General features: G+C 45.2%; 20 protein-coding genes and 1 pseudogene. 6 read left to right on the plus strand and 15 right to left on the minus strand.

Going from position 1 to position 25,774, the window contains the following annotated elements:
• Positions 1-74: 74 nt before the first annotated feature.
• The 11 genes from sstT to RH88_RS03290 form a co-directional block, all read right to left on the minus strand.
• Complete coding sequence (gene sstT / locus RH88_RS03240) at positions 75-1,298, minus strand: serine/threonine transporter SstT (RefSeq protein WP_005593431.1); 1,224 nt, start codon at positions 1,296-1,298, stop codon at positions 75-77.
• Positions 1,299-1,565: 267 nt separating this feature from the next.
• Positions 1,566-2,618, minus strand: coding sequence for a ribosome small subunit-dependent GTPase A (gene rsgA, locus RH88_RS03245; RefSeq protein WP_005593432.1), 1,053 nt, complete (start codon positions 2,616-2,618; stop codon positions 1,566-1,568).
• Positions 2,619-2,738: 120 nt separating this feature from the next.
• On the minus strand, positions 2,739-3,185 hold the full coding sequence (locus RH88_RS03250) for a copper chaperone PCu(A)C (RefSeq protein WP_005593433.1): 447 nt from the start codon (positions 3,183-3,185) through the stop codon (positions 2,739-2,741).
• Between the two features lie 12 nt (positions 3,186-3,197).
• Complete coding sequence (locus RH88_RS03255) at positions 3,198-3,788, minus strand: SCO family protein (RefSeq protein WP_005593434.1); 591 nt, start codon at positions 3,786-3,788, stop codon at positions 3,198-3,200.
• Positions 3,785-4,210, minus strand: coding sequence for a hypothetical protein (locus RH88_RS03260; RefSeq protein ID WP_005593435.1), 426 nt, complete (start codon positions 4,208-4,210; stop codon positions 3,785-3,787). The genes RH88_RS03255 and RH88_RS03260 overlap by 4 nt, the downstream gene beginning before the upstream one ends.
• Before the next feature lie 143 nt (positions 4,211-4,353).
• Positions 4,354-4,887 carry a GNAT family N-acetyltransferase gene (locus RH88_RS03265; RefSeq protein WP_005593436.1) on the minus strand — a complete coding sequence of 178 codons (534 nt, stop codon included), beginning with the start codon at positions 4,885-4,887 and terminating at the stop codon, positions 4,354-4,356.
• Between the two features lie 76 nt (positions 4,888-4,963).
• On the minus strand, positions 4,964-5,602 hold the full coding sequence (locus tag RH88_RS03270) for a DUF2057 family protein (protein WP_005593437.1): 639 nt from the start codon (positions 5,600-5,602) through the stop codon (positions 4,964-4,966).
• Positions 5,603-5,836: 234 nt separating this feature from the next.
• Complete coding sequence (locus RH88_RS03275) at positions 5,837-7,954, minus strand: type I secretion system permease/ATPase (protein ID WP_005593438.1); 2,118 nt, start codon at positions 7,952-7,954, stop codon at positions 5,837-5,839.
• Between the two features lie 20 nt (positions 7,955-7,974).
• Complete coding sequence (locus tag RH88_RS03280; RefSeq protein WP_005593439.1) at positions 7,975-9,885, minus strand: bifunctional diguanylate cyclase/phosphodiesterase; 1,911 nt, start codon at positions 9,883-9,885, stop codon at positions 7,975-7,977.
• A gap of 5 nt (positions 9,886-9,890) precedes the next feature.
• Positions 9,891-10,655, minus strand: a complete 765-nt coding sequence (locus RH88_RS03285; protein WP_005593440.1) for a transglutaminase-like cysteine peptidase — start codon at positions 10,653-10,655, stop codon at positions 9,891-9,893.
• A complete protein-coding gene (locus tag RH88_RS03290) occupies positions 10,639-12,030 on the minus strand; it encodes an HlyD family type I secretion periplasmic adaptor subunit (RefSeq protein WP_005593441.1) in 1,392 nt (463 codons plus the stop codon). Before RH88_RS03290 ends, RH88_RS03285 begins: the two co-directional genes overlap by 17 nt.
• 226 nt (positions 12,031-12,256) lie before the next feature.
• Here RH88_RS03290 and pdxH point away from each other — a divergent pair, with 226 nt between their 5' ends.
• Positions 12,257-12,892: a pyridoxamine 5'-phosphate oxidase gene (gene pdxH, locus RH88_RS03295; RefSeq protein WP_005593442.1), complete on the plus strand. Its 636-nt coding sequence runs from the start codon at positions 12,257-12,259 to the stop codon at positions 12,890-12,892.
• 56 nt (positions 12,893-12,948) lie between these two features.
• Here the strand turns inward: pdxH and RH88_RS03300 are convergent, their stop codons facing one another.
• From RH88_RS03300 to RH88_RS03310, 3 genes are all read right to left on the minus strand, one after another.
• Complete coding sequence (locus tag RH88_RS03300) at positions 12,949-13,668, minus strand: helix-turn-helix transcriptional regulator (RefSeq protein WP_005593443.1); 720 nt, start codon at positions 13,666-13,668, stop codon at positions 12,949-12,951.
• 295 nt (positions 13,669-13,963) lie between these two features.
• Positions 13,964-15,790 carry an SUMF1/EgtB/PvdO family nonheme iron enzyme gene (locus tag RH88_RS03305; RefSeq protein WP_005593444.1) on the minus strand — a complete coding sequence of 609 codons (1,827 nt, stop codon included), beginning with the start codon at positions 15,788-15,790 and terminating at the stop codon, positions 13,964-13,966.
• A gap of 152 nt (positions 15,791-15,942) precedes the next feature.
• On the minus strand, positions 15,943-17,043 hold the full coding sequence (locus tag RH88_RS03310) for a PEGA domain-containing protein (RefSeq protein WP_005593445.1): 1,101 nt from the start codon (positions 17,041-17,043) through the stop codon (positions 15,943-15,945).
• Between the two features lie 439 nt (positions 17,044-17,482).
• Between RH88_RS03310 and RH88_RS03315 the strand changes: the two genes are divergently transcribed.
• From RH88_RS03315 to RH88_RS03340, 5 genes and pseudogenes are all read left to right on the plus strand, one after another.
• On the plus strand, positions 17,483-18,298 hold the full coding sequence (locus RH88_RS03315) for a helix-turn-helix transcriptional regulator (protein ID WP_005593446.1): 816 nt from the start codon (positions 17,483-17,485) through the stop codon (positions 18,296-18,298).
• A 186-nt stretch (positions 18,299-18,484) separates the two neighbouring features.
• Positions 18,485-21,613 (plus strand): bifunctional proline dehydrogenase/L-glutamate gamma-semialdehyde dehydrogenase PutA, encoded by a 3,129-nt coding sequence (putA, locus tag RH88_RS03320; RefSeq protein WP_005593448.1) that lies wholly within the window; start codon positions 18,485-18,487, stop codon positions 21,611-21,613.
• A gap of 14 nt (positions 21,614-21,627) precedes the next feature.
• Positions 21,628-22,320 carry a hypothetical protein gene (locus tag RH88_RS03325; RefSeq protein WP_005593450.1) on the plus strand — a complete coding sequence of 231 codons (693 nt, stop codon included), beginning with the start codon at positions 21,628-21,630 and terminating at the stop codon, positions 22,318-22,320.
• A gap of 94 nt (positions 22,321-22,414) precedes the next feature.
• Positions 22,415-23,904: pseudogene (putP, locus tag RH88_RS03330) on the plus strand (sodium/proline symporter PutP).
• Between the two features lie 502 nt (positions 23,905-24,406).
• Positions 24,407-24,874, plus strand: coding sequence for an Lrp/AsnC family transcriptional regulator (locus RH88_RS03340; RefSeq protein ID WP_005593452.1), 468 nt, complete (start codon positions 24,407-24,409; stop codon positions 24,872-24,874).
• A 72-nt stretch (positions 24,875-24,946) separates the two neighbouring features.
• On the opposite strand, the gene RH88_RS03345 is transcribed toward RH88_RS03340, so the two are convergent.
• Complete coding sequence (locus RH88_RS03345; protein ID WP_005593453.1) at positions 24,947-25,651, minus strand: DUF445 domain-containing protein; 705 nt, start codon at positions 25,649-25,651, stop codon at positions 24,947-24,949.
• Positions 25,652-25,774: the final 123 nt, after the last annotated feature.

The raw sequence follows: 25,774 nt of genomic DNA on the forward strand, positions 1-25,774 counted from the left end.
GTGATCTCGGGGCTTTTTTGCATTTACTTGTTGTGTGGTTTAAACCACTAGGCCTAAACCTTATATCATCGGCTCTAACCGTGAGGTTGTTGCTTTTGTTTCTGTTTACAAACTGCAGCGGTAAAGACAACGTCCGTTGAGCTGTTTAGGGCTGTTTCAGCAGAATCTTGTACTACACCAATGATGAAGCCAACGGCAACCACCTGCATCGCGATCTCATCTGGAATACCAAACAGGCTACAAGCGAGCGGAATCAGTAGTAGTGAACCACCAGCAACACCTGAAGCTCCACACGCAGAAACCGCAGCAACAATACTCAGTAGCAACGCAGTAAGTAGGTCAATTTGGATACCTAGAGTATGGGCAGCGGCTAACGTTAATACCGTAATAGTAATCGCAGCGCCTGCCATGTTGATGGTTGCACCCAGTGGAATCGATACAGAGTAAGTATCTTCATCCAGATTTAGCTTTTCACACAACGCCATGTTCACTGGAATATTCGCTGCACTTGAACGAGTGAAGAATGCCGTAACACCACTTTCACGTAAGCATTGAAAAATCAGCGGGTATGGGTTTTCTCTGGTTTTAAACAGTACAATCAATGGGTTTACCACAAGAGCAATGACGGCCATTGCACCAAGTAGTACCGCTAATAAGTGACCGTAGCTTGCGAGTGCAGAGAAGCCCGTTGTGGCGATGGTTGATGAAACAAGACCAAAAATACCAAACGGGGCGAGACGAATAATGAAGCGTACAATTTGTGACACGCTGTTACTTAAGTCTTCAAAAACCGCTTTCGTAGTGCCTGATGCATGGTGCAGCGCCAGACCTAAACCGATCGCCCACGCTAAAATACCAATATAGTTTGCGTTCATTAGTGCATGCACTGGGTTATCAACCACTTGGAAAAGCAGTGTATTGAGAACTTCAGCGATACCTTGCGGTGGGGTTGCCCCTTCAGCGCCTGACACCAGAGTTAGAGTGGTTGGAAAAAGAAAACTCATGCTCACTGCAGTTAACGCTGCGGTGAAGGTGCCAAAAAGGTACAAGATCACGATAGGGCGCATGTAGGTATGCTGGTTTTTACGTTGATTGGCAATTGAAGCGGCCACCAAGATAAACACCAAGATCGGTGCGACGGCTTTTAGTGCGCCGACGAATAAGCTACCAAGTAAGCCTGCGCTTTGGGCTGATTCAGGTGCAATTAATGCCAGTGCGATACCCAAAATGATACCGACTAAGATTTGGAGCACTAAATTGCCTCGTGCAAATCGTGCTAAGAGAGAGTTGTGTTGCATAGTTATCCCTGCGAAGTATTTATGTAATTCGATTGTATTACCCAAGTAATTAGTATTTTGGTGTGTCTTGGGCGTCGCTCAGCGAATGGCTACTGAGATAATTTATACTAGCGCTTTGAGATATTGTGTCTAGAAATAATTGGATATTAGGGTTAAAGATTGCAATTTGTGATTTTTTGTGAATTTTATGTTGCATTTTAACGTTTACTTAGTGTTAAAAAAGAGGAGCGAATTGCTCCTCTAATGCTGTCGACAAACGAAATTTATCTAAAGGCCCTTCTTTCGTGAGCGGTTCTCTGTTTGTATTGAACGGCAAAATTTAGTGAATTGCTTGTCTTTGGATCGTTGTTCTGCCAGTGATGCGCTGTTTCGTTCTTGTTCACGCATTAGCTTTAGGTAGTTGTTGACGCGTCGTAGGTCGATTTGACCTGCATTTAATGCTTTATTGATCGCACATCCCGGTTCATTGACGTGTTGGCAGTCGGCAAATCGACATTGTTCAACCAGCGTTTGGATATCAGAAAATGTTTGTTCAACACCATCAGCGCAGTCATGAATTTGTAGCTCGCGCATTCCCGGCGTATCAATTAATACTCCACCACTTGGCAATAAGTGCAATGAACGGCTGGTGGTGGTATGGCGACCTTTGCTATCGTTTTCCCGAATATGGCCAGTCGATTGAGTGCTCTCGCCGAGTAAACTGTTCACTAAGGTGGATTTTCCGACACCGGAAGAGCCCATAAAGGCGACGGTTTTTCCGTTCTTACACCAAGCTAATAATGCTTGGCATTGCTCCGTTGAAAGCGCATTGACGACTTCTATCATCAGCATAGTATCGAGTGATTGGACTTGTGCGCGTTTTTCTTCGGCGTCATTACACAAGTCGGCTTTGGTCAAGATAATAACGGGCTCGACATCGGCTTCATAAGCGATGGCAAGATAGCGTTCGATCCGATTTAAGTTGAAGTCATCGTTGAGCGAGCAAACAATAAACAAAGTAGTGATATTCGAGGTGATGAGCTGTTCTGCCACTTTGCTACCCGCAGCTTTGCGGCTAAATAGGGATTGGCGCTCAAGTAACCGGACAAATTGACCATGACGATCAAGTACGATCCAGTCGCCAACCGTCATGTCGGGTAGCGACTTGTGTATGGCGAGAGCCATTTCTCCCTGCTCACTGACGAGCGTGTAACCACTACGGTGATGTTCACTAATTCGAGCGATGGTATTGGATTCAAGCTCATCGAGCGTCAACTGAGTTTGAAATAAATGGTTCCAACCCAGTTGAGAGAGTGTTACGGGATGAACAGTGCTGTTCATATATTACTACCTCAAGCATGTGATGCCTGCTGTGAGCGATGCAGCATCAGGTCTATTGATTGCGAGAAGCATAACAAAAGGGGCTGAGTTATGCTCAGCCCCTTTCCCACTTAGTAATAATTAATGATGATGTTTCATTCCTTTCATCACCGCTTTGATAGGGGCATTGAAAGTTTGCTTTTCGCCATTGGCAAAAGTGAGTTCAACATCAATGCTTTCACCTTCAACCAGAGGTTTAGTTAACTCAAATAGCATGATGTGCAAACTGCCAGGTTTTAACGAGACATGGCCTTGAGCTGGAATTTCAATTTGTTCTACTTGGCGCATTTGCATAACATCGCCGTCATGGATAACGTCATGCAGCTCAACTTTGCCTGCTGCTGGTGTTGATGCCGCAACGATGGCGCGATCTTGTTCTGTGTGATTCATTAATTCGACAAATACCGCGCTGGTTGCTGCGTTAGGTGGTGTCGCACGAGCGTATGGATGGTGCGTCATTATATCCATATTGGCATGAGCAATCGGGCTGAGCGCTAAGGCGGCTAAGAGCAAAGCGTTGAGTTTCATTGTCAGTCCTTGTTATTGTTGGTTGAGACTTTTGATTGCGGCAACTAAAGGTGCCGGCGTGAGCGTATGAGGCACCTTAGTGATCAAGCTACCATCGGGGTGAATAAAGTAAAAATAAGAGTTGTGGTCGAGCGTATATTGCAGCTCAGACTCTTCGAGTTCGGTTCTTTTAAATACCACGCCATATTTGGTGGCGAGAGGCTGAGTCACGGTGATTGGCGCTGATAGTCCTTCAATCAGAGGATGAAAATACTGAGCATAAGTATGAGCTGTATTGGCATCGTCTCGCTCAGGATCGAGAGAAATGAATATCGGACGAATGTTTGATTTGGTCGTGTCGTCGAGTTGATTGAGTGCGCCCGCCAACATGGCAAGAGATGTGGGACAAACATCTGGGCAATGAGTAAAACCGAAATAAATTATCCGCACACGATCATCTTGGTTATCGAAAAGATCGACAGCGTTGTTGTTTTCGCCCTGAAATATCACTTTAGCACTATCTGCTTCATTAACGGCAGGAGTCGGTTTGCTATCAATAAAAACCTTTACGCCATACCCCAGAGCAAAGGCGGCGACTAGAATTAGAGACCAATTTTTACTCATCGTGCCATCCTTATTGCGAGGGAGATTGACTGTTGACCATCGGATAATTGACCAACCCAAGTCATGTTTTCCATCGTACAGGCGGGTAGCAGCACTTCAGCTTGATAGAGACTATTACCGGTGGCTTGGAGTTCAAACAATGCCGTGCCCATATCCATTTCGTGCCCGTTAAGCGTTAGCCGTAGCGAAGGTGATTGGCTGTTTGGCCAAGTAGCAGAAATCTGCACAGGCATTAAAGGCTGGGCGACATCGCGATCAAGTTTTACCGTGATGGATTCTTGCTCACAACCACGAGTCGATAACTGACAGTATTGCGCCAGTTGGCTTTGTTTGTCGTTACTGAACCACGAGGAGATATCTTGAGCGAAATAGCCTGTGATCAGCGCAATAGCGATGAAAATGAGTTTAAGTAAAGTGGGCATGGGCAAACAAAATGATTAATTGAAACGATATGCTATCACTTCACTAACAATAGTTTTGTATTGTGTAACAATTTTGTGCCGAGTATCAAGTTACGCTTGGGTCTCTGCCCTACGAAATGAACACTCAATAACAGATAGTGACGCTAAACGGACTTATGTATGGCATAAATTGCGTGATCGAGAATACGATCACCTACTTTTTCACTGTTGGTAATAATGCCTTCGAGTTTCATCCCGGTACGTTCTGCTATCTCGCGGCTAGGGAGGTTATCGACCGCAGCGGCTAACTCTACTTTATGGATCTGATAGTGATTAAAGGCGAGGTCGATGAGTTTAAGCACCGAGCGGGTTATGATGCCTTTTCCGGTGTAATTTTGAGAAAGCCAATAGCCAATTTTTGCCCGACTGAGATCATGATCAATGCTATTTAAACTGCAATTGCCAACCAGTTTTCCTTGATAGAGTATCGCGCAAGTGAGAGATTGCCCTTCGGCATAATCGTGCAATGAACGTTGGATGAAGTGACGAAAATCTTGTTCACTCTGACAAAAGGCAGGCCAAGCCAACCACTGTGAAAGGTAATCGATTTGTTCGCTGACAAGTGCACAGTATTGAGCCGCGAGAGATTCTTCTATTAGAGCCAATTCAATATCGTTATCAATATGAACAGTAAACATCACCGCCTCCTAGATAATCATCCTTAAACCGCAGTAACTCATTTTATGCATTGCGGCTTAAGGATCAATGTATCGATTATTGTTGGTTAACGAACTGCTTAAATTTCGCTTTGGTTTTATCATCGGCTTTTTGATACCAAAAATGCAGCATCTCTTCAGCGGTGTTGGCGTTAACTTTTACGGCCTTGGTATTGGCAGTAGAGTTTGTCATGGCGACGGCAGCAACGCTGCTCGATAATGCCGCAACACCCGCACTTTCGTTATAGAGTTTACTTTCGATGACATAGTCACGACCAAGTTGTAGACCATCTTTCTGTAGAACATCTTGGGCTATTTCGATCGATTGCCCTTGTTGGTTGACCAGACCTAACTCAAGTTTTTTAATATTGTTTTCCGCATCTCGCTCATTACGGTATTCCGGTAGTACGAAATCAAGAGTGGTATTTTCCGCTGAAAAATTGGCGATGATGGCTTCACCTTCAACGATGTGACGATCGTTACCTTTGGTGAAGTAGGGCTGGTAGCGTAGCACAATTTGATTTTCACCATCCGGCAACGTCACGCTTTTGGCTGAACTGAATAAGCCCCCATTAACGTCAGGCTTCGCTTGGTTAACCACCAATAGGTCAACGTTGTCTGGCAGGTTTAAAGTGATATCCGCGTGGACTACACCAGTGAATAGGAGGCTAGCCAGTAGGGTTGTCATTGTTTTCATTATGTATTCCTAGATATTGCAGCGTAAAGGATGAGCTTGCCCACTGATGGTGGGGATTGCAAGGGGTGCAATGTTAGATGTTGGAAAATTCACACAAATGTCATTTCGTATCGATTGCGAGTGTTGTTGTTAAGTGTAGTGCTAACAATCTGAAAAGTGAGGAGACTTGTTATAAAAATACTAATGCCAGCGAGTTGCTGGCACTAGTAAAGGGGGTAATGGAACCGCAATAAGTTAGGAGCTAACGGCTCTAACCTTACCTTGCATTAAATTCTGCAATACTTCTGCTTTTGGACCATCAGCGATAATGGAACCTTTTTCCATCACAATAACGCGTTCTGCGACGTCAAGCATTGAGGTTTTATGAGTAATCAAGATCAGCGTTTCATGCTTGTTTAATTGCGCTAACTGCTGCTTGATGTGCATTTCAGAGCGGTTATCCATCGCGCTGGTTGGCTCATCCATCAATAGCACTGGCGGGCGTCCTAGAATGGCACGAGCGATAGAAACCGCTTGACGTTGACCACCAGAAAGCAATTGACCGCCTTCACCCACTTGACGTTCCAAACCAGCAGGATCTTGTTGGGTAAACACTGTCACCCCAGCACGATTGGCCGCATCCATCACATCACGATCATCGGCCAGAGGTCGGCCCAGCGTGATGTTGTCACGTATTGAGCCATAGAACAGGTGGTTATCTTGTGGTACACAGCCAATATTACGGCGGATATCGATATGATGGAGCTGATCAATATCGGTATCATCGATGCGTACATGGCCTTCTGTTGGTTTGTATAAACCAAGGATCAAACGCTCTAAGGTGGTTTTACCTGAACCAATACGGCCAATAATTGCTACCTTTTCACCGGGATTGATGGTCAAGCTTAGATTGCGAATCGACGCCATCGGTGAATCTGGGTAGTGGAAGGTCACATTATCAAGTTCAATTTTACCGTGGATGATTGGGCGATGAATGTAACGTTTACCTTCTTCTTGCTCATCCGGCATACTCATCACTTGCTCAATGATGGTCATGGAGGATTTCGCTTGATTATAACGCGTTGAGAGTAAAGAGAGCTGAACCATTGGCCCTATAGCGCGACCACTGAGCATTGTCGCCGCAATAAGCCCACCCATCGTCAAGTCGCCCTCAGCGATGAGGTAAACCCCAAAAATAATCATCCCCACGTTGGAAGCTTGCTGAACGAAGCTGGCAGTGTTTTGAATGCCATCCGTGATACGGCGACTTTTGATGTTCCAGTTTGCCATGTGGGCAACTGCTTCTTCCCAGCGGAATTGGAACTGGCTTTGTGCACCGAACAGTTTCACCGTCTCGAGTCCTGAAAGGCTCTCAATTAGGTTGGCGTATTTTTGTGAGGCTAAACGAGAGCCTTCTTCAATCGCTCGGCGTAGTGGCCCTTGGATTAGCAGAGAGTAGATAATCAATATCAACACACCAGCGATAGGCACCAGTACTAAATTACCCGCCATTAGCCAGATGAGGAACAAGAATAAAATGGCAAACGGTAAGTCAATTAGGGATCCAATCGTCGCTGAAGTGAAAAACTCACGAATGGATTCGAACTCTTGCAAATGTCGAGCAAAAGCACCGACCGAAGGCGGTCTTGCCTCCATGCGAATACCCAGCACTTTGCTAAACAGTTTCGATGAAATCAGAATGTCGGATTTTTTGCCGGCCACGTCGATGAAGTAGCTGCGCATGAGCTTGAGCACCAGATCGAATAAAAAGATGACAAAAATGCCGCTGGCCAGCACCCACAAGGTTTCAAATGCGAGATTAGGCACCACTTTATCGTAAACAATGCGCGTAAACATTGGTGCGGCAACCGCGAAGAGATTGATTAATATTGATGCGATTAGTACGTCACGGTAGATGTTTTTTGATTGCCAAATCGTGCTCCAAAACCAGTGGCCTTTTTTGGTGTCCAAAACCTCTGGAGAACGTTCGTCATAGCGAAATTGTTTCTTAACCAGAAAGTAGCGACCGATATATTGCTGCTTGAGATCTTCAATAGGTACAGACACCGGAACCAGACCAGATTCACCGGTGACGATCTCCGCGGCGTTGTCTTCGTGGTTGAAGGCGTTTAGCACGCAGGCATCGCCGCTTTTGAGCAGTAGCACGACGGGCAAAACAAGATCTGAGATTGCAGTCAGATCAGAACGATTTTCTTTAGCCACCAATCCAGCGCGCTCGGCGGAGCGGGGGAAGAGAAATGGCGTAAGTTTGCCATCTGATAATGGTAAACCATTGATCAGGGCCTCAGGTGAATTCGCTAACCCATAATACCGACTAACGTAAATGAGTGAACTGAGTAACGGATCCTGCATACAATCAGCCTTTCCTACTGCTATTTATCAACGATGAAGCCTTGGAAAACTTCAATAAAGTGTTCAGACAAGAAGTCTAATTGTGTTTGAGTTTCGACTCGCGAAGCAATGGTCTTAATCCCTAAATTGTTTGCGGTTCGAGAGATCGACGTTAACGTGAATTTTTGTTTTTCATCTTCCAAATGGTGAGTGTAGAGATAATCGAGCTTGACGTACGCTGGTCGGAACTCATTGATGTAATCGAGAGATTGGAAATTTCGACCATAGTTATCAACACCAAAATCAGCGCCGGCAGAGCGAACCGCATTACAGAACAATGCACAATGGTGTGGAGAGGTGACAAAGCAATCTTCAGGAATCTCAAAGTGAATAAGTTGAGCAATATCCTTATTCTTATTGAGTTTCTGGCTAACCCAGCGAATAAAGCTTGGTTGAGAGATGCTGCCTTGAGCAATGTTAATCGCCACTGGCGAGGTTAAGTTGTCGTGGCGTATTTTTTCTAACATCGCGCTAATTACATATTGGTCTAATATGTGGCTGACGTTCAGTTGTTCTAAAGCAAACAGGTATTGCGGTGCACTATAGCGCTTATCGTCATGCTCAATCGCACTAAATACTTCGTAGTGATAGGTTTGGCCACTGCTGCTGTTTGCGGGCTGCATACGGAAGCTAAACCAATCATTGCTGATTGCTTCTTCCACCAACAGTTTCCACTGTTGTTTACCCATCAGTGTGCGTGAGTCATCACTGGTGGTGTAACCAAAGCTCAACTCTGGGTTAGATGATGCTTGCGCCAACGAGTTATCCAGCATGGTCAAAATTTCCGAGGCTGAACAGCTGGTGGTGTTGTGGACTACCCCAAGCGATGCTTTCGCTTGTGCCATGCCGGTAGGGTCAGCGTTTAGATTCTGTACATAGGTGACAATGCTTTGTGCTAATAGCTTCAATTCATCATCGTCAATGTTTGGAATGATAAAGCCAAATTCGTCTGAAGAGATACGAGCGATAACAATGCCATTGGTGGTAAGCGACACTTTTAAGTGTTCGGCCAGTTCTCTGACCATATTGTCACCCACTTCGTAGCCTTTTTCATCGTAAAGCTCTTTGATAAAGCGTGCTTCGAGTAAAGCCACACCACCATAGCCGCCTTCACCTAACCAAGAGTTAAGCTGACTCATGTAATAAGCACGGTTACCGAGGTTTGATACCGGATCGATGTAGGCGCGTTGGCGAAGCTGCTGCGCTTCTTTTGCTTGTGCTTTAAAGGAAAGCTCTAGCTGGGCTGACATGCTGTTAATGCCATCAACCACGCTGATTAAGTCGACCGTGGCAGGGCGGGGCAGTGGCTCACCAAAATGGTTACGCGCCACTTGTTCCATCTTCTCTACGATCATTCGTAGTGGCTTTAACGCGCGTTGCAAAATAAATGAGATGGCGAGTAGGCCAATCAAGAGCACAATACAGAAAACGATCACCAAGTCTTCAAACGCTTTCCATAACTGAGCGTACGCATCGCCGGGATGGCTGACGATTTCGACTTCCGCGAGCTGCATCCAACCACTTGTTACAACACGGCTGTCATGGATTTTGTCAAACAAACCTAGCTTGATAAACCAGTCAGGAACATTGCTCGGTTGCACTGGATAGGTACGGACAATCTCTTCGCCGCTATCAAGGAAGATCAAACGTACCACCGAGTAGCTACTGCCATCGAATAGAGCGTTAATAACCGACTCTACTGCGACTGGGTCTTTCTCTTGCAGGTAAGGCGCGAGCGCTAACCCAACTGTATTGATGGTGTTATTGACCTCGGAACGTTGTTGCTGCTCGAGGTTGTTACGAGTCGTATTGAATTCGATGAGAAACACCGAAACCATTAAGAGGATAAACACCGCGATCATCCCTGCGACAAGTTGTTTATAAAGAGTCATAGTGCCTACTCATCGTAATTTACAATTGGTTTTCTTAGTTGGAGCGATTTCTCGCGAGCACGAAGGTCATTCCATAGACTTAATCGCGATGACTTCCCTGCCAACTGTCCATTTTGTGATTTCATTAACCACAGATTTTTACCGTTAAAACTGTAGATCGGTAATAGATCTCGACGTTTTGATGCTGTCATGATCTCTGGATTAATGTTATCGAGAATCATAGGTTCTGCGCTTGGGCTGGAGTAATAAGCTAAGACCATATGAAACTGATTCAAAGTGATGGCTTTAACATACACCAGACGCAATTTTTTATCTGAGACGCCAAGTTCCAATAAGGAGAAGTATTTAGCGATGGTGAAGTCTTCACAATCACCTGCATTACTACCGAGAAACTCCAATGGTGTCGCCCAGTAGTCATTTTTTCCCCATAATTTGTCATCATTAACAAAGTTAAGTTGATTGAAAAACTGATTCACATGAGCCAGCTGTTTATGTTCAGGCAAGCCATGATATACCGCCATTTCTTTGCGCCATGTAGTGACCCTCAAACCCGCTCGCTCACCGTAAATTCGTGTCACCGTTTCCACTAAACGCTGTTCTTTACTGTTCAGTGCTTGTGACGCGGTTGAGCCAAACGCCAGCAGTGAGGCGAGTAGCGTGAACTTAATCCATCGGGCGTTTTTGGTACGCGAACGCTTTAATGAACCCACTTTTCGCTCATTATTCTTTTGCGCATTTGATGTACCAACCGGTTTACTCTTTAAGTGCATTGGTCTGCGCATTTAAGATCGGTTTTAGTAAGTACTCCATCACGGTACGCTTGCCAGTAATGATATCGACTGATGCGGTCATGCCGGGAATAATAGGCAATGATTCATTTTTGTTTAAACTCGTTTCGGTAGTACGCACGCGCACGAGATAAAAACTATTGCCTTCTTCATCAGTGGTGGTATCGGCACTAATGTGCTCCAACGTACCATCTAATCCGCCGTATTTAGTAAAGTCATACGCACTAAATTTAACAATGGCGTGCAATTGAGGATGCAGGAAAGCGATATCTTGTGGGGCGATTTTCGCCTCAACTAGCAGTGTATCCTCGCTTGGAACAATCTCGACAATATCCATACCGGGCTGAATCACACCACCCACGGTATTGATGTTTAAAGTTTTGACAGTACCGGTTACTGGCGAAACAACCACGGTACGATTAACTCGATCTTCAAGTCCTACGGTGGATTCGGTCATTGCCGAGAGTTTGTCTTCCGCCTGATTGAGTTTCTCTTGTTGCTCTGAGCGGAATTTTTGCCCTGCATCAATTCGGCTCAGCATCGCTTCGCGAATGGCTGATTTCAGCACTGGTACTTTTAACTTGCTTGAGGTCATTTCACGACGAGTATCGTTCACTTGGCGCTGCAGTTTGAGTAGTTCGATGCGCGGCACAACGCCTTCATCCGCCAGCGGTTTGGTGATTTCGAGTTCCTTACGTGCAAAGTTGTAGCTTTCACGTAAGTTGCGCACACGCGCTTCAATTTCAACCAAATCTTGTTGCTTCTGTTTTACTTGTTGGTCGATAAGTGAGATTTGGTTGCGTAGTTCGTTAAGATCTTGTCGGTATTCTGCTTGTTGGCGAGAGGCTAACTGAGGGCGTCGTTCTTCAAAACCTTCAGGGAATTCGAGTTTACTGTAATCAATGGTGACGTTTTTTTGCCAGTTGGAACTATCAAACTCTTCGGCAATTGAGACACTGGCGAGAGAGGCCGATAGCTGAATTACGCTCGCGGTTAGGTTGGCGACTTGCTGTTCGCGCTCACGAAAGTCGGAACGAAAACGAGTGTCGTCGATAAGGAGCAGTTGTTGGCCTTTTTCGACCATTTGCCCTTCACGAACTAAGATCTCTTTTACTAAGCCACCTTCCAAATTTTGAATGACTTGGATCTGAGAAGAAGGCACAACTTTGCCTTGGCCAACCGTAACCTTATCTATTTCAGCCCATGATGCCCACGCAACTGCGATAATAAAAAATAACAGCATCAGCCAAAGCATAATACGAGCGCTATTAGGGGTATTAAGCAGAAGGGCGGCAGTCTTGTCATCGACATAGTCCAATTCGTCAGCATTAAGACGATTGTAACTGCGTTTGGTCATTGAATTTCCCTAGCGTTTACTTACGTTATTTAATTGATTTTATTACCTTTGCACTAAAATGTTAAGAACTTGATATTAAAGTTCAGTATAAATAGTGAGAATATCTAAATCTAATGGGTGATATTGAGTGTAAATCACTGACTTAAGTCTAGACGCAAAACAAGGATAGGTCTTGAGTTATCAATAATATGGGCGCACAATCACCAAAAAAAGCCAAGGAGATGAAATGGAACTGGAAGATATTCGCCGCGAGTACAGCAAAGGGGGCTTACGTCGTAAAGATTTGCGTAGTGACCCCATTGAGCAGTTTAATTTTTGGCTTCAACAAGCGATTGAGGCTAAATTGCTTGATCCGACCGCAATGACCGTCGCCACCGTGGATGATTCAGGGCAACCTTACCAACGCATCGTTTTGCTTAAGCATTGTGATCAAGATGGTTTTGTCTTTTATACCAATTTGGGTAGTCGGAAAGCACAGCATATTGAAGGCAATGCGAAAGTGAGTTTGCATTTCCCTTGGCATAATCTTGAAAGACAAGTAAACGTGCTGGGCGTGGCTGAAAAACTGACTGCCGCAGAGAATTTTAAGTATTTCACCTCAAGACCCAAAGAGAGCCAACTTGCTGCCATCGCCAGCAAACAGAGCAGTCGTATATCTGCAAGAGGAATATTGGAAGGTAAATTTCTTGAGTTAAAACAGAAGTTCGCTCAAGGTGAAATTCCAGTGCCTTCGTTCTGGGGGGGCTACCGCATCAAGCCAACGAGCATTGAATTTTGGCAAGGCGGAGAAAATCGTCTTCATGACCGATTCTTGTATTCGCAAGCAGAGGGACGCTGGGATATCGATCGACTCGCACCATGATGGAGCGTTCGTGTTAGCCAAATAGGCTTATTACTCTTGTTCAAAAGACGCCACATTTATGTGGCGTTTTCGTTATTAAGAACGATGGAGAGTTGTGTGCGCAATAGGGTTTGTGGAATATGCGAACCGTAGCCGCGGTCAAGGGCGAGATCAATCAAGTGGGCTTTGCTGTGTGCGCAAAATTTGGCTCGCAGTCGCGCCACATAGCCTTCAAATGTTTTAATCGAGATATTCATCGTATCGGCAATGAAAGTGGGTTTTTTGCCGTAGAGCAGCAGAAACAGCACTTCTTCCTCGCGAGCCGTCAGCTTTTCTTTCACTAATTTAAAATCATCTACCTTGGGTATTTTAAAACCACTGCTCAGCCCGGTGGCTCGACAGATCCAATGCCCCACTTCAAGTATGGCGGTTTCAGTGAGATTTTGACCAAAAAAAACGGTGCCGCGAACTTGGCCATCTTCGTCATACCAAGGTTTCTTAGTGAAGATATGAGCACGCCAACTGCCATCAGGATAGGGATGAATGTCGAGGATCTTTAGTGAGCATTGCGTTGCGATAACATGGCGATCTTGGCGACGGAAATCATCGGCGCAATTGACGGTTTGGCAAGGCATATCATGGTCTGTTAAGCCGGTAATTTGTTCGCTAGATTGGAAGCCAATTAATTGTGCGTAGGCTTGATTAACACAAACAAAAACTGAGTCCAAATCTTTACAGCCCCAGTAGCCTGGTAGTTGGTTGACCAACGAATCAAACGTACTATCCACCAACGTCATGGTGTAATCTCATATATGATACTAGATACGCATATGGTAAGAGATTCTACTAAGTGAAGATATAAAAAAAGCCAGATATTTCATCAATATCTGGCAAATACAAGAATAATTCTTGTCGACGTGTAGAAGAGGTTCTATGACTCAGCGAGGGTATGCTGAGTGATAGAGGTATCAATATACGACTATTGATACCGACGATGACACTGAGTGCCAAAGCTTGAGGTGACTGTATCCCGCGCGACAAAAACAAAAAAGGGGGGAAATCCCCCCTCTTTTTCACTATTGTGATATCTATCTATTTGATTTCACGAACAACACGGAAACCCACATAGTTCGCAGCACTGGTTGGGGAAAGATAGAGACGCTCGTAAGCAACCGCTTTCGCTGGCGAAAAGTTCCATGCGCCGCCTTTTGCAATGCCTTGTGAGCTGTTAGTCCACTGCCATACGTTACCAACAGTATCGTAAAGGCCAAGCGGGTTGGCTTTAAAAGATTTCACTGGCGAGGTGCTGGTGTTGGCCCAAGGTGAGCTACTCCAACCTGTATTCGCTTCGCCAGTAATGAAGTCATCCCCCCACCAGTAGTCGCTCTGACTGCCAGCGCGTGAGGCAATTTCCCATTCATCTTCACTTGGTAAACGGTAGTGGTAACCCGTTTGTTGGCTCAGCCATTTTACGTACGCTTTTGCATCATTTTTGCTGATACAAACCACCGGTGAATCGCTCGCTTGTTTGAAGCCCGGATTACGCCAATAGCTTTTCTCAATCGCGGTGACATCCCCTTCCACAATGGCAGTGCAGGTATTTTTAAGTTCCGCATCTGTTTGGTAATCAGTTTGACGAACGAAGTTATCAAACTGACCAACCGTGACCGGAAGGGCACCGATACCGAAAGCATGATCAAGGTAAACTTGATTGGATGCGTTCTCACCCAGCATATATTCGCCCGGTACGATAGCCACAAGTTGCGGCGCGGTAATCCCACCTTTAATTAGGTCAGCAAACTTATCGCCGGCGCTGAGACTATTTGCTTTTTGCTTTAAATTCGCACGTAGTTGGTGATCGGATTTAATGCTTAAGTTTTGATCGAAAGTTTGGAAGCCATCTTTCTTCACCACAATGTGATGTGGGCCAACGGGCAGCATAATCTCTACTGGCGTATTTCCGTATGAAACACCATCAACAAAAACTTGGTCATCAAATTGGTTTGAGCGAACCGAAAGCGTTACCCATGCGACTTCTTTCTCATTACTAAACTGTTCCGCAGAGGTGTAGCCCGGCTCAAAACAGTATTGTTTATCAACATCAAGCAGGGTACAGGCGGTGGTGTTATCGAGACGAGATTCAAGATCGACGTCCATAATCGTGCGATAGCGTTCACCGTCGTAGAAGCCCGAACTGGTGACTTTGTGGCGCATAACATGGATATTGAACGATGCTTTACTCGCATTCGCTTTGACTAATTGCGCTTCAGTGGTTTGATCAATCAACTCATTTTGGAATTGTTTGACGGCTTTTTGAAGTGCCAGTTCACGAGTTTGGTTATCACACTGAGCCAAGGTCATATTTGATTGACAGCGATTAGTAAAGCTGACGTTAACTTGATGGCTCGGCGAGAGTTCAGTTTCTAGTCGTTCGACACGCGCGCGAATTTTAGCGCCATCAAAGTCAGCGATTGCTTGTTCAATGGTTTGAATTTTTGCATCTTGCTGGGCTAACAGCAGCTTGGCGTCTTCAAGCTGTTGCTCGACGTTTAATTTGTCTTGTTGATTCTGCTTGAGGTCTTTCCATGCATCTTGGTAAGCGTTTTGCGAGCTGGCGAGATCAACGCTAGGATCATCAATCATCGCTTTATAGTCCGCTTCTAGCTGAACTTTCGCAGCGGCAAATTTATCCGTCAGTGCTTGATTGTTTTTCTTGGCTTGAAGCAACATGTTTTGCTGCTGGGCTACGCTAGCCTGTTGCTCTTTACGTACTTTAAGTGCGCTCTCTAGCTCGGCATGCTTGGAAAATAGTTGGTCATCAATGGAAACAACAGTGGTTGCTGTAGTGTCTGCCAATGCGCCAGTGCTTATAAGGCATGGAGATAATGCCAGCAAAAGAGTCGGTAAACTTGTTCGCATCGTGGTATGTCTATCTTCAATTAAATTAATTAGCTTATTCTAAACGAAAACGCCATTTTGTCTTAAATTATCGTTAGATAACTTAGAAGCAAAATGGCGCTTTCCTTCATCTTTGTGAATTGGCTCGTTTTTATTATAAAGAGAAGCCTAGATTAGCTGTCGTCTTTAGAGCGCAATTTCACCCAAACGGTATCATTTTGGCTGATGGTCACTTCGCGGTTATAGGTTTGGTAACCGTTTTTTGAAACCGTCACTTTGTGCAGGCCACGTGGCAACAAAACTTCTACTGGCGTGCTGCCGTAATCAACACCGTTGATCACCACATCATCGTTGTATTGGTCAGAGCGAACTGTCACGCTAACCCAGTTTTTGTCTTGCTTTTTCGCGTGGGTACTAGAGTCATCTTTCAAGCAGTAACGGCTAGAAACGTTAAGTAGCTTACAGGCTGCTGTCGCTTCTGGTTTTGCTTGCAGTTGCGCTTGCATCTCAGTGAAGTAACTGTTGTTTCCTTCGAAACCGGCACGAACAATCTGGCTGTCTTGCACGTGAACGTTCAATTGAACGCCTTTGGCATTCTGTTTTGCCAGTGTTGACTCGGTCAAGCTGTCCATTAATTCATTTTTGAACGCTTTTACCGCTTTCTGCTTGGTTAGGTACTGGCCTTGGCTAGTACATTCACCGAGAGTCATGGTCGCAGAACAGGTGGTTTTAAAACTGGTCTGCATTACGTCGCTTTCACGTAGTTCAGCACCAAGACGTTTAACGCGCGCCTCAACTTTCTGTTCTTCAAGGTAAGAGAACTCGGAACTTAGACGAGCCTGCTTTTGCTTGATTTGAGAAAGGCGAATTTCACTCTCTGTGATCGCTTGTTGGCTTTCTAGCAGAATAGTTTGGTTCTCTTTTACGGATGCCCAAGCATTTTGGTACGCTTGTTGAAAGCTTAATAAATCGATCTCTGGATCTTCAAGAAGACGGCTATACTGTTTGTCCAGAGCCGATTTCGCACGGTTACGCTTAGCATTTAGCTCCTGCTCGTCACGCTTGAACTTAGCGTTTTCGTTTTGCAGTTGTTGAAAGCGTTGAGCTTCAGAGTCGTACTCTGTAGCAATAGTGCTCATTTCGGATTGCTTGTTACTCAATTTGATATCGATGGCAGCAACAGGATCAGCGGAAGCTTCTTCTGCACTTACCGTGGTCGATACCCAAAAAGGGCTTAGCGCGAGCAAAAGCGCTGGGATGCGACGTGTGATCATAAGTCTCTACAACAATTTTGTTTTAATTCACTAAATATAAAAATATTTAAGACAAAGTTTTGACAGTCCCTTGAGATCCTGTCGTATCGAGCAGTCTTAGATACCCTTATTAGCACTTTGAACTCTAAGACTATCATAAGTTTATAAAAATAAACCTAAAGTGCTAACGATTATTTTGGGTAGTTCACGGAAATAAGCAAGAAAATATTACAGTTTCAGTCAACTTGCTGTGGGTAGAAGTGACACAGACCGTAATTTATGTGCACTTGATCATTCTTCCGAAAGATTATCCTTCACATTTTGAGCAGTTTAAAAGCGGATTTTGGCTAAATCTGCCTTTCTTTTCTGTCGCTCACCATGTCGTAGAGGATTTTATCGAGATAAGTTGCTATTTGTTATACCATCGAACTCAGTAAAAACCGCCTGAAATTAGATGCCAATGAGCAACGACAAAACTGCGCAATTGAAGCTAAATAGCGACAAAATATTGTCTCCCCGACCTGCTGAGTTGGTGACATTACCTTCTTATATGGATTGCCATGATCATAGTTATACGCAGATCGTGATTGGTTTGAAGGGACAAGCAGAGTTTGAAGTGAATGGTTATGGGAATTTGGTCGGACCGGGCCAAGGTTGCGTCGTCACTTCTGGTTCAGGCCATGCCTTTGGTGGCGTAATTGGTCAATCGGATATTTTAGTGCTGAACATGCCGTCCGCTAGTCACCAAGACCCTTTGATGTTGCAAAAGCTCAATGAACTGAACCAAGCCGATGTCTATTTTCAGCTCGATGGTCAGATTCAAAAGTTGATTCAAATGTTGGTAGCAGAGATGCATGCAAGCCCTGAAGATTTATTACTTAGTCGAGCGTGTAACGACACGGTAATGGCTTTACTGCATCGCCATATTTCTTCGTTACAAGTCAATCGTAAAGAGTCGCGTTTTGACCTAGAAGCGATTGATCGCTACATAGAGCGCCACATTAGCTACAAGATCACAGTCGCGCAGTTGGCAGGCAGCGTCTTCCTCGGTGAAAGCCAATTCCATTCGTTGTTTAAAGAGCAATTGGGCATTACTCCTCATCAGTACCTATTAAGCAAACGCATCGATATGGCCAAGCAGCTGATTGAAAAAGGTCATCTAACCTTAGGTCAAGTGGCTGAGTTATCGGGATTCTCCGGACAAAGTACCTTTGCCCATGCTTTTTCGCGTCTACAAGGTATCTCTCCATCACAGTATAAGAAACAAATTGGTTAAATTGGGAGAAAGATCTGGTGAGTTATTTTGCTAAATGTGATGTGATCGTGTTTTAACTTTGTTAAATAACGAAGTTTTTAGCAAATAATCCGGAGTTTTTGACAAGTATCCAACTCAAGCTCAAAATACACTGCAAGCCATTGTAGGAAACCTGCACATTTGCAGGTGTGAGATTGAGGAAAACGCATGTTTACAGCAACCGATGTGTTGAATGCTGAGTTTATTGAGCAGCCGCTTGATGATCTCTGGGTGTTGATCTCTCCGCTATATATGGTGGATGAATCACAATGGCTATCACAGCTGCTCCCTTTGGCTGAGCCCCGTTCGGCTGAAAAACAACAAATAGAGCATCAAACGACTCAACTGATTCAAGCAATACGGGCAGATAAAAAATCGATCCAAATGATTGATGCTCTGTTACTTGAATACAGTCTTGATACCCAAGAAGGGATCTTATTGATGTGTTTGGCCGAAGCATTAATGCGTATTCCTGATGCAGCAACCGCTGATGCCCTTATTCGCGACAAATTAAGCGTGGCGGACTGGAAATCTCATCTCAAAAACTCCGATTCGGTGTTCGTGAATGCTTCAACGTGGGGATTGATGTTTACCGGTAAGGTGGTTGGATTATCCGCGCCGAAAACCCCTAGTCCAACTCAGGCTCTTAATCGCTTAGTCAATAAGCTCTCTGAGCCAGTGATTCGCCAAGCAATGCATCAAGCGATGAAAATTATGGGTCATCAATTTGTGCTCGGGCGCAGTATTGGCGAGGCGCAAAAAAATGGCGCAGCGTCATACCAAAAAGGCTTTACCTATTCGTTTGATATGCTGGGAGAAGCGGCTTTAACTTCCGCGGATGCCAACAAGTATTTTAAAGATTATTTGATGGCGATTGAAGCGGTTGGCCGTGAAATGCCGACGGTTAAAACCCATTCGGCCCCTTCCGTTTCGATCAAATTATCCGCATTGCATCCTCGTTATGAAGTGGCTAATCAATCACGTGTGATAAGCGAGCTCTACCAAACCGTGTTAGAGCTGTTACGTCGTGCCGTTGAGTTGGATGTTGCCATTACCATTGATGCCGAAGAAGCAGACCGACTGGAGTTGTCGCTCAAGCTGTTTGCCAAGCTGTATCGCAGTGAGGTGGTGCAGGGGTGGGGCAAATTTGGTTTGGTGATTCAAACATATTCAAAACGCGCTTTGCCAGTATTAGTGTGGCTTAATCGACTGGCTAAACAGCAAGGCGATGTGATCCCATTACGCTTAGTAAAAGGCGCTTATTGGGACAGCGAAATCAAGTGGTCGCAACAAGCAGGCTACCGTAATTACCCCGTTTATACTCGTAAAGAATCGACGGATGTTGCCTACCTTGCTTGTGCTCGCTTCCTGCTGAGTGCGGGTGTACGTGGCAATATTTTCCCTCAGTTTGCCAGCCACAATGCTCATACCGTCACGGCCATCGCAGTCATGGCTGAGCACAATGATTATGAATTTCAGCGTCTGCACGGTATGGGAGAATCCCTTTATAACCATGTAATGGCGATGTATCAGCAACCGGTTCGCATTTATGCTCCTGTAGGAAGCCATAAAGATCTATTGCCCTATCTTGTACGCCGTTTACTTGAAAATGGCGCCAATAGCTCCTTTGTTCATCGTTTAGTTGATGCGCGCTGCCCGATTGAAAGTTTGACTCAGCATCCGGTTGATAGCTTGCAAGCGTTTGATCGCTTGGACAATCCTAACATTCCGCTACCACCAAGTATTTTTCCGCAACGTCGAAACTCACTTGGTATTAATGTTGATATTGAAAGCGAAGCGCAAGAGTTCGAAGCGCAGGTTGAAACTTGGTTAACGCATCAGTGGCAAGCATCACCGATGGTGAATGGTGTGCCATTTTTCGAAAGCATGATCAAGGAAGGAAATGAAGCGGAGACCATCACCGCACCTTACGATAGACGTATTGATGTTGGACAAGTTATGTTTGCACACCTTGATCATGTTTCCGCAGCGATTGATGTTGCCCAGCAGGGATTTAGCGCTTGGCAAGCGACGCCATCTAGTGAACGTGCGGCGCCATTAGATCGATTAGCAGACTTGTTGGAGATCAATTTGGCTGAATTGGTGGCCTTATGTCATCAAGAGGCGGGGAAAACCATTCATGACGCGATTGATGAAGTACGCGAAGCGGTCGATTTTTGTCGTTACTACGCCCAACAAGTGGATGAACTGAGCGCCTTTACAATCAAGAGCTTTGATGGTCAAACACGAACCATCACACGTCAGGGTCGTGGTGTCTTTGTCTGTATTAGCCCGTGGAATTTCCCGTTGGCGATTTTCTTAGGTCAAATTTCTGCCGCGTTGGTTGCAGGGAATACCGTTGTAGCAAAACCGGCAGAGCAAACCAGTTTGATTGCTGCGCGTGCCGTCGAGCTGATGTTGCAGGCGGGTTTTCCGCCAGGTGTTATTCAACTACTGCCAGGCCGAGGCGGTGATGTTGGTCATGCGCTTACTTCTCATGCGGCGATTGCTGGCGTGGCCTTTACTGGTTCAACGCAAACGGCGCAACGTATCAATCAAACCTTAGCCAGTCGTGATTGCCCACCAGTCCCTTTGATTGCGGAAACCGGTGGGCAGAATGCGATGATTGTCGATAGTACTGCGCTACCAGAGCAGGTGGTGCGTGATGTGATTCGTTCAGCATTCGCTTCAGCAGGGCAACGTTGTAGTGCACTGCGCGTACTGTTTGTTCAGGAGGACATTGCTGATCGTATTATTGCCCTTATTCAAGGAGCAATGAATGAACTGTCAGTGGGCGATCCTAAGTTTCATTCAACAGATGTTGGGCCCGTTATCGATGCCCGTGCGAAACAAAAACTGCTTGCTCATATCGATCAAATGGCCTCTCAGCACAAGACGATCGCGCAACTGAACTTAGATGACACGTGTCAACATGGTGACTTTGTCGCCCCTTGCGCTTTTGAAATAGATGATATCAGCGTGCTTAAAGAGGAGCAGTTTGGGCCAATTTTGCATGTGGTTCGTTTTAAGGCGAATCAAGTCGCTCAAGTGGTGGCCAATATTAATGCAACGGGATTTGGTTTGACCTTGGGGATCCATAGCCGGAACGAAACGACTTATCGCTGGATAGAAAAACATACCCGAGTGGGCAATAGCTATATTAACCGCGATCAAGTGGGGGCGGTTGTTGGCGTACAGCCGTTTGGCGGTCAAGGCCTATCGGGTACAGGCCCTAAAGCGGGTGGTCCACACTACCTGTATCGTTTTACTCAGATCAGCAACCAAGTTCACGGATGAGAAGGAGATAAATCATGGTTCATCAAGTCATTGGATTTTCAGATGCCTTCTCTGCTTGGGAAAATTGGAATCTGACCGATTTTGATTCCAAAATCGAGGGGCTACTTGAGCTTAAACAGGGGGTTGAGCATAACCAACCTGAGTGGGCAGAAGTCATTGGTTTTCACATTGAACAAGCGGCAACGTTGATAGGCTTTGAACATCAGTTAGTGGGGCCGACAGGTGAAAGCAATGAGTTGTATACCGCAGGGCGGGGCGTGAGTTTACTCATTATGGAGGTCGATGAAGCAGCGGCAAGACAGCCCGTCATTGCTCAGCTTATTGCTGCATTAGTCGCGGGCAATAGTGTCGTGTTATGCAGTGATGATGTCACTTTTGTCACCGAATTAGAGGCGGCTTATCAACAGTCATCTCTGCCGATAAATCTCATTCAATTTGCTGCACTTGATGCTGCACCGCAGGTGCTGGAATCAGATGTGCGAGTGGTGGGCTTTGTTGGTTCAACCAGTGGGGAGCTAAATCTCAATCGACAACTTGCCAATCGCACAGGGGCGATAGTGAGCTTAGTGTCGGAGACGGATTTAGTCAGTTTATCTGTGGCTCATGATCCCCATTTATCGTTGCGGTTTATCACCGAGCGAACCAGAACAATAAATATAACAGCAGTGGGTGGTAATGCGACGTTATTGGGCGCAGCCAATCTCTGAGTGATGTCAGGGATAAACTCACGAACTCCTTAATAGCAATGCCATGGAGGACATTGCTGTTTAAGGGGACATTTTAAAGAAGAGGAAATACCACATGGAAAATAGCTTTGCTATTACAACGACGTTTATTGCTTACTTAGTTTTAATGTTAGCAATTGGCGTTATCGCCTATTTACGAACAAAAAACTCCACCGACTACTTTTTGGGTGGACGTACTTTAGGCCCTTGGCCTGCCGCGTTGTCTGCGGGTGCATCAGACATGAGTGGTTGGTTGCTGCTTGGCCTTCCGGGTTACGCGTATGCTGCGGGTATCGAAGCATTTTGGTTAGCAGGTGGCTTGTTACTTGGCACTTGGGCTAACTGGCTGATCAACGCTAAGCGCTTACGTACTTATAGTATTACGACGGACTCGCTGACGATTCCGGAGTTTTTCGCGCGTCGATTTAATGATAACTCTAAACTTATTCAAACCATTTCTGCGTTCTTTATCCTTTTGTTCTTCCTTTTCTATACCAGTTCTGGTTTGGTTGCAGGCGGCAAGTTGTTTGAAACCGTATTCGGTTTAGATTACAGCATTGCAGTGGTCATCGGCACGCTTTGTGTTGTGTCTTATACCTTATTTGGCGGTTTTCTAGCCGTGTCTTGGACGGATTTAGTGCAAGGTTTATTGATGGCTGCGGCGCTGATTATTGTACCAGTGGCAACCATGCAAGGTAGCTTTAGCGACTTAACGCATCAGTTAGAAGCGATCAATCCAGAGCTTTTAACGTTATGGAATGATTCGAAAGGTGAACCGTTGTCGGCGATCGCAATTATCTCTTTAGTTGCTTGGGGCTTGGGTTACTTTGGTCAACCGCATATTTTGGCGCGTTTTAAAGCGACTCGTAGCAACAAAGATCTGACAACGGCGCGTCGCATTGCCGTTGTGTGGACGGGTTTATCGATGATTGGTGCATTATGGTGGGCGTCGTTGGCTTGGTCTACGTGACCAATACTGGTAGCGTTTCACTGGATGATGGTGAAAAAATCTTCATGCTATTGGTAAACTCGATGTTCCATCCAGTGGTTGCGGGTATTCTATTGGCAGCGATCCTTGCTGCGGTAATGAGTACCGCTGACTCTCAATTGTTAGTGTCATCATCGGCGCTGGCGGAAGATTTTTACAAGCAAGTGTTTAAGCAAGACGCGAGCTCTGACGAAATTGTTATGGTTGGTCGTATTGCCGTGGTGGGTATTTCCATTATTGCGTTAATTCTTGCGATGTCGCCAGATAGCTCAGTATTGACCTTGGTTTCTTATGCTTGGGCGGGCTTTGGCGCAGCATTTGGTCCTGCGATGGTATTGAGTCTTTATTGGTCACGTATGAACCGTAATGGCGCGTTAGCGGGCATTATTGTTGGTGGTGTGACGATTGTCATATGGAAGCAACTAACTGGCGGCGTGTTTGATGTATACGAAATCGTACCGGGTATCATTTTCTCAACCATTGCGATTGTTGTGGTTAGCTTGATGACTGGCGAACCAGATGAGGTGGTTAAGGCGCAACATGCGAAGTTTGAGAAACAACTGCAAGAGCTAGAATAAGCTTTTGAATATCAGATAAAATGTGAACCAGTACAGCCCTCATAGTAGGGCTGTACTTTTTTGCTTACTATTTGTTTGCTTTAGCTCACAAAACGGCGTTTGGTCGTAAAATATCTGGAACCAAAGGACTATAACAGAGTCAACCTAATTGACTAAAACGTAAGGGAGAGAAGAGTCATGCCACAGATATACTGCGAATGTTGCCACAAACACACTCCACATAAAGTTGTCATGGAGCGTTGTGATAACCAGCGCAGCTCATTTCTTCGCTCTTTTGCTAGCTTTTTTGTCACTGTGCTGCAAGGTGATCACTATGTCAAAATGGAACAGCAATACTACTGTCGTAGTTGCAATCACCACTGCTCGGCGGTGGCCTCACCATTAACAAATGCCAACGCGGTCTAACAATTTCTTACGTTACTTCCATTTATATCTCATTCGGCCTGTGATTAGATTGTTCAAATAGTGTTGTTTGAATGATGAATCATCGGGGGGATGTATTGTGGAGTTGGATCGAATTGATCGTGAAATCTTACGTATTTTAAATGCTCAAGGGCGCTTGCCTATCGTTGAGCTCGCAAAGCGTATTAATCTCACCACATCGCCTTGTTCTGATCGTGTTAAGCGTCTGGAAAAAGAGGGCTTTATTAGTGGTTACTATGCCGATCTTAACCCAGATAAGCTTGGTTTTTCTGTACAGGTCTTCATCCACATACGTTTAGATCAAAGTGGCCACTCACCGTTTGAATCATTTGCTGCTGAAGTTGCTAAACATCCTGAAATTGAAGCGTGTTACACGCTATCTGGTGGCTTTGATACGATGATCAAAGTGCGCGTAAAGTGCATGAAAGCGTATCAGAACTTTATGGCGACTAAGTTTGTTACCTTGCCCGGGGTTATTCAATCAAGAAGTGAAGTGGTGATTGAAGAGCATAAGTCCAGTAATGGATTAAACGCCGCACAGATTTAAGTTTATAGTGAACAGATACAAAAACGGTGAACCTGTTAGGGCTCACCGTCAGAGTGGCGTTTGTGGTGCTAGTTAAGCGACAAAAGAAGAAACAACCCCAATTAGGCCACCGAACACGCCACCCCAAACAACTAACCAGCCAAGATGTTCTTTAATCATCTTTTGCACCATCTCTTTGACCAATTTAGGCGTCAGTTCGTTTAAACGCTGATCGATGATGTTTTCAATATTGGTTTTGATTTCCTCCATCATCGCTGGAGACTCCATCTGCTCTTTTAGTGCGAGCTTAACCGAATCACTTTGGCTAATTTCCACCATTGATTGCTGCATCTTTTCAACAAACGGCTGTTTTAACGGTTGTAGAGCTTCCGTTCCGCCAAACATCGCCAGCATGCCGCCAAAAGAAGATTGTGCAATGACCTCTACGAGTGAATCAAAGGTAGGGTTGAGGTCGATTTTTGCAATGACAGGCTCAAGGTTGAGCGTTTTGCTGCTATTCATTTCTTGGTTTAGAAACTTGTCAATGTTGCTGGCGGTGAAAAACTGCTCCATCATCAGTTGCTTGATAGCCAGTTTAAACTCTTCAAAGCGCGCAGGAATAACACCTGAACCATACAAACCGGGTACTTTTTCAAACAACATATGAATGGCTAACCAGTTGGTAATTGCCCCAGAGAAAGCAAATAGGCCAGCATAAAAGGCCAGTTGATTAGCAAAAACATGACCACCGGCAAGTAGCGCAAGGGCAATGACATTCGTGAGTAAACTTTTGTTCATTAACGGAAGACTCGTGGTTTAAAAAAGTGTGATGAGTATAACGGAGTCGAAGGTTAGCAAAAAGCCCTCAACAGAGGGCTTTTGATCTTTTTATTCCGGACTTATTATCTTTCGCAAGTTGGC

The sequence above is a fragment of the Vibrio scophthalmi LMG 19158 genome (assembly GCF_000222585.1).
Taxonomy (GTDB): domain Bacteria; phylum Pseudomonadota; class Gammaproteobacteria; order Enterobacterales; family Vibrionaceae; genus Vibrio; species Vibrio scophthalmi.

Excerpts from the sequence above, each read along its gene's own strand:
- RH88_RS03315 (WP_005593446.1), top strand. The coding sequence starts at position 17,483 with ATGAGCAACGACAAAACTGCGCAATTGAAGCTAAATAGCGACAAAATA.
- pdxH (WP_005593442.1), top strand. The coding sequence starts at position 12,257 with ATGGAACTGGAAGATATTCGCCGCGAGTACAGCAAAGGGGGCTTACGT.
- RH88_RS03280 (WP_005593439.1), bottom strand. The coding sequence starts at position 9,885 with ATGACTCTTTATAAACAACTTGTCGCAGGGATGATCGCGGTGTTTATC.
- RH88_RS03310 (WP_005593445.1), bottom strand. The coding sequence starts at position 17,043 with ATGATCACACGTCGCATCCCAGCGCTTTTGCTCGCGCTAAGCCCTTTT.
- sstT (WP_005593431.1), bottom strand. The coding sequence starts at position 1,298 with ATGCAACACAACTCTCTCTTAGCACGATTTGCACGAGGCAATTTAGTG.
- RH88_RS03255 (WP_005593434.1), bottom strand. The coding sequence starts at position 3,788 with ATGAGTAAAAATTGGTCTCTAATTCTAGTCGCCGCCTTTGCTCTGGGG.
- rsgA (WP_005593432.1), bottom strand. The coding sequence starts at position 2,618 with ATGAACAGCACTGTTCATCCCGTAACACTCTCTCAACTGGGTTGGAAC.
- RH88_RS03275 (WP_005593438.1), bottom strand. The coding sequence starts at position 7,954 with ATGCAGGATCCGTTACTCAGTTCACTCATTTACGTTAGTCGGTATTAT.
- RH88_RS03270 (WP_005593437.1), bottom strand. The coding sequence starts at position 5,602 with ATGAAAACAATGACAACCCTACTGGCTAGCCTCCTATTCACTGGTGTA.
- RH88_RS03325 (WP_005593450.1), top strand. The coding sequence starts at position 21,628 with ATGGTTCATCAAGTCATTGGATTTTCAGATGCCTTCTCTGCTTGGGAA.
- RH88_RS03260 (WP_005593435.1), bottom strand. The coding sequence starts at position 4,210 with ATGCCCACTTTACTTAAACTCATTTTCATCGCTATTGCGCTGATCACA.
- RH88_RS03345 (WP_005593453.1), bottom strand. The coding sequence starts at position 25,651 with ATGAACAAAAGTTTACTCACGAATGTCATTGCCCTTGCGCTACTTGCC.
- RH88_RS03305 (WP_005593444.1), bottom strand. The coding sequence starts at position 15,790 with ATGCGAACAAGTTTACCGACTCTTTTGCTGGCATTATCTCCATGCCTT.
- putA (WP_005593448.1), top strand. The coding sequence starts at position 18,485 with ATGTTTACAGCAACCGATGTGTTGAATGCTGAGTTTATTGAGCAGCCG.
- RH88_RS03250 (WP_005593433.1), bottom strand. The coding sequence starts at position 3,185 with ATGAAACTCAACGCTTTGCTCTTAGCCGCCTTAGCGCTCAGCCCGATT.
- RH88_RS03285 (WP_005593440.1), bottom strand. The coding sequence starts at position 10,655 with ATGCACTTAAAGAGTAAACCGGTTGGTACATCAAATGCGCAAAAGAAT.
- RH88_RS03265 (WP_005593436.1), bottom strand. The coding sequence starts at position 4,887 with ATGTTTACTGTTCATATTGATAACGATATTGAATTGGCTCTAATAGAA.
- RH88_RS03290 (WP_005593441.1), bottom strand. The coding sequence starts at position 12,030 with ATGACCAAACGCAGTTACAATCGTCTTAATGCTGACGAATTGGACTAT.
- RH88_RS03300 (WP_005593443.1), bottom strand. The coding sequence starts at position 13,668 with ATGACGTTGGTGGATAGTACGTTTGATTCGTTGGTCAACCAACTACCA.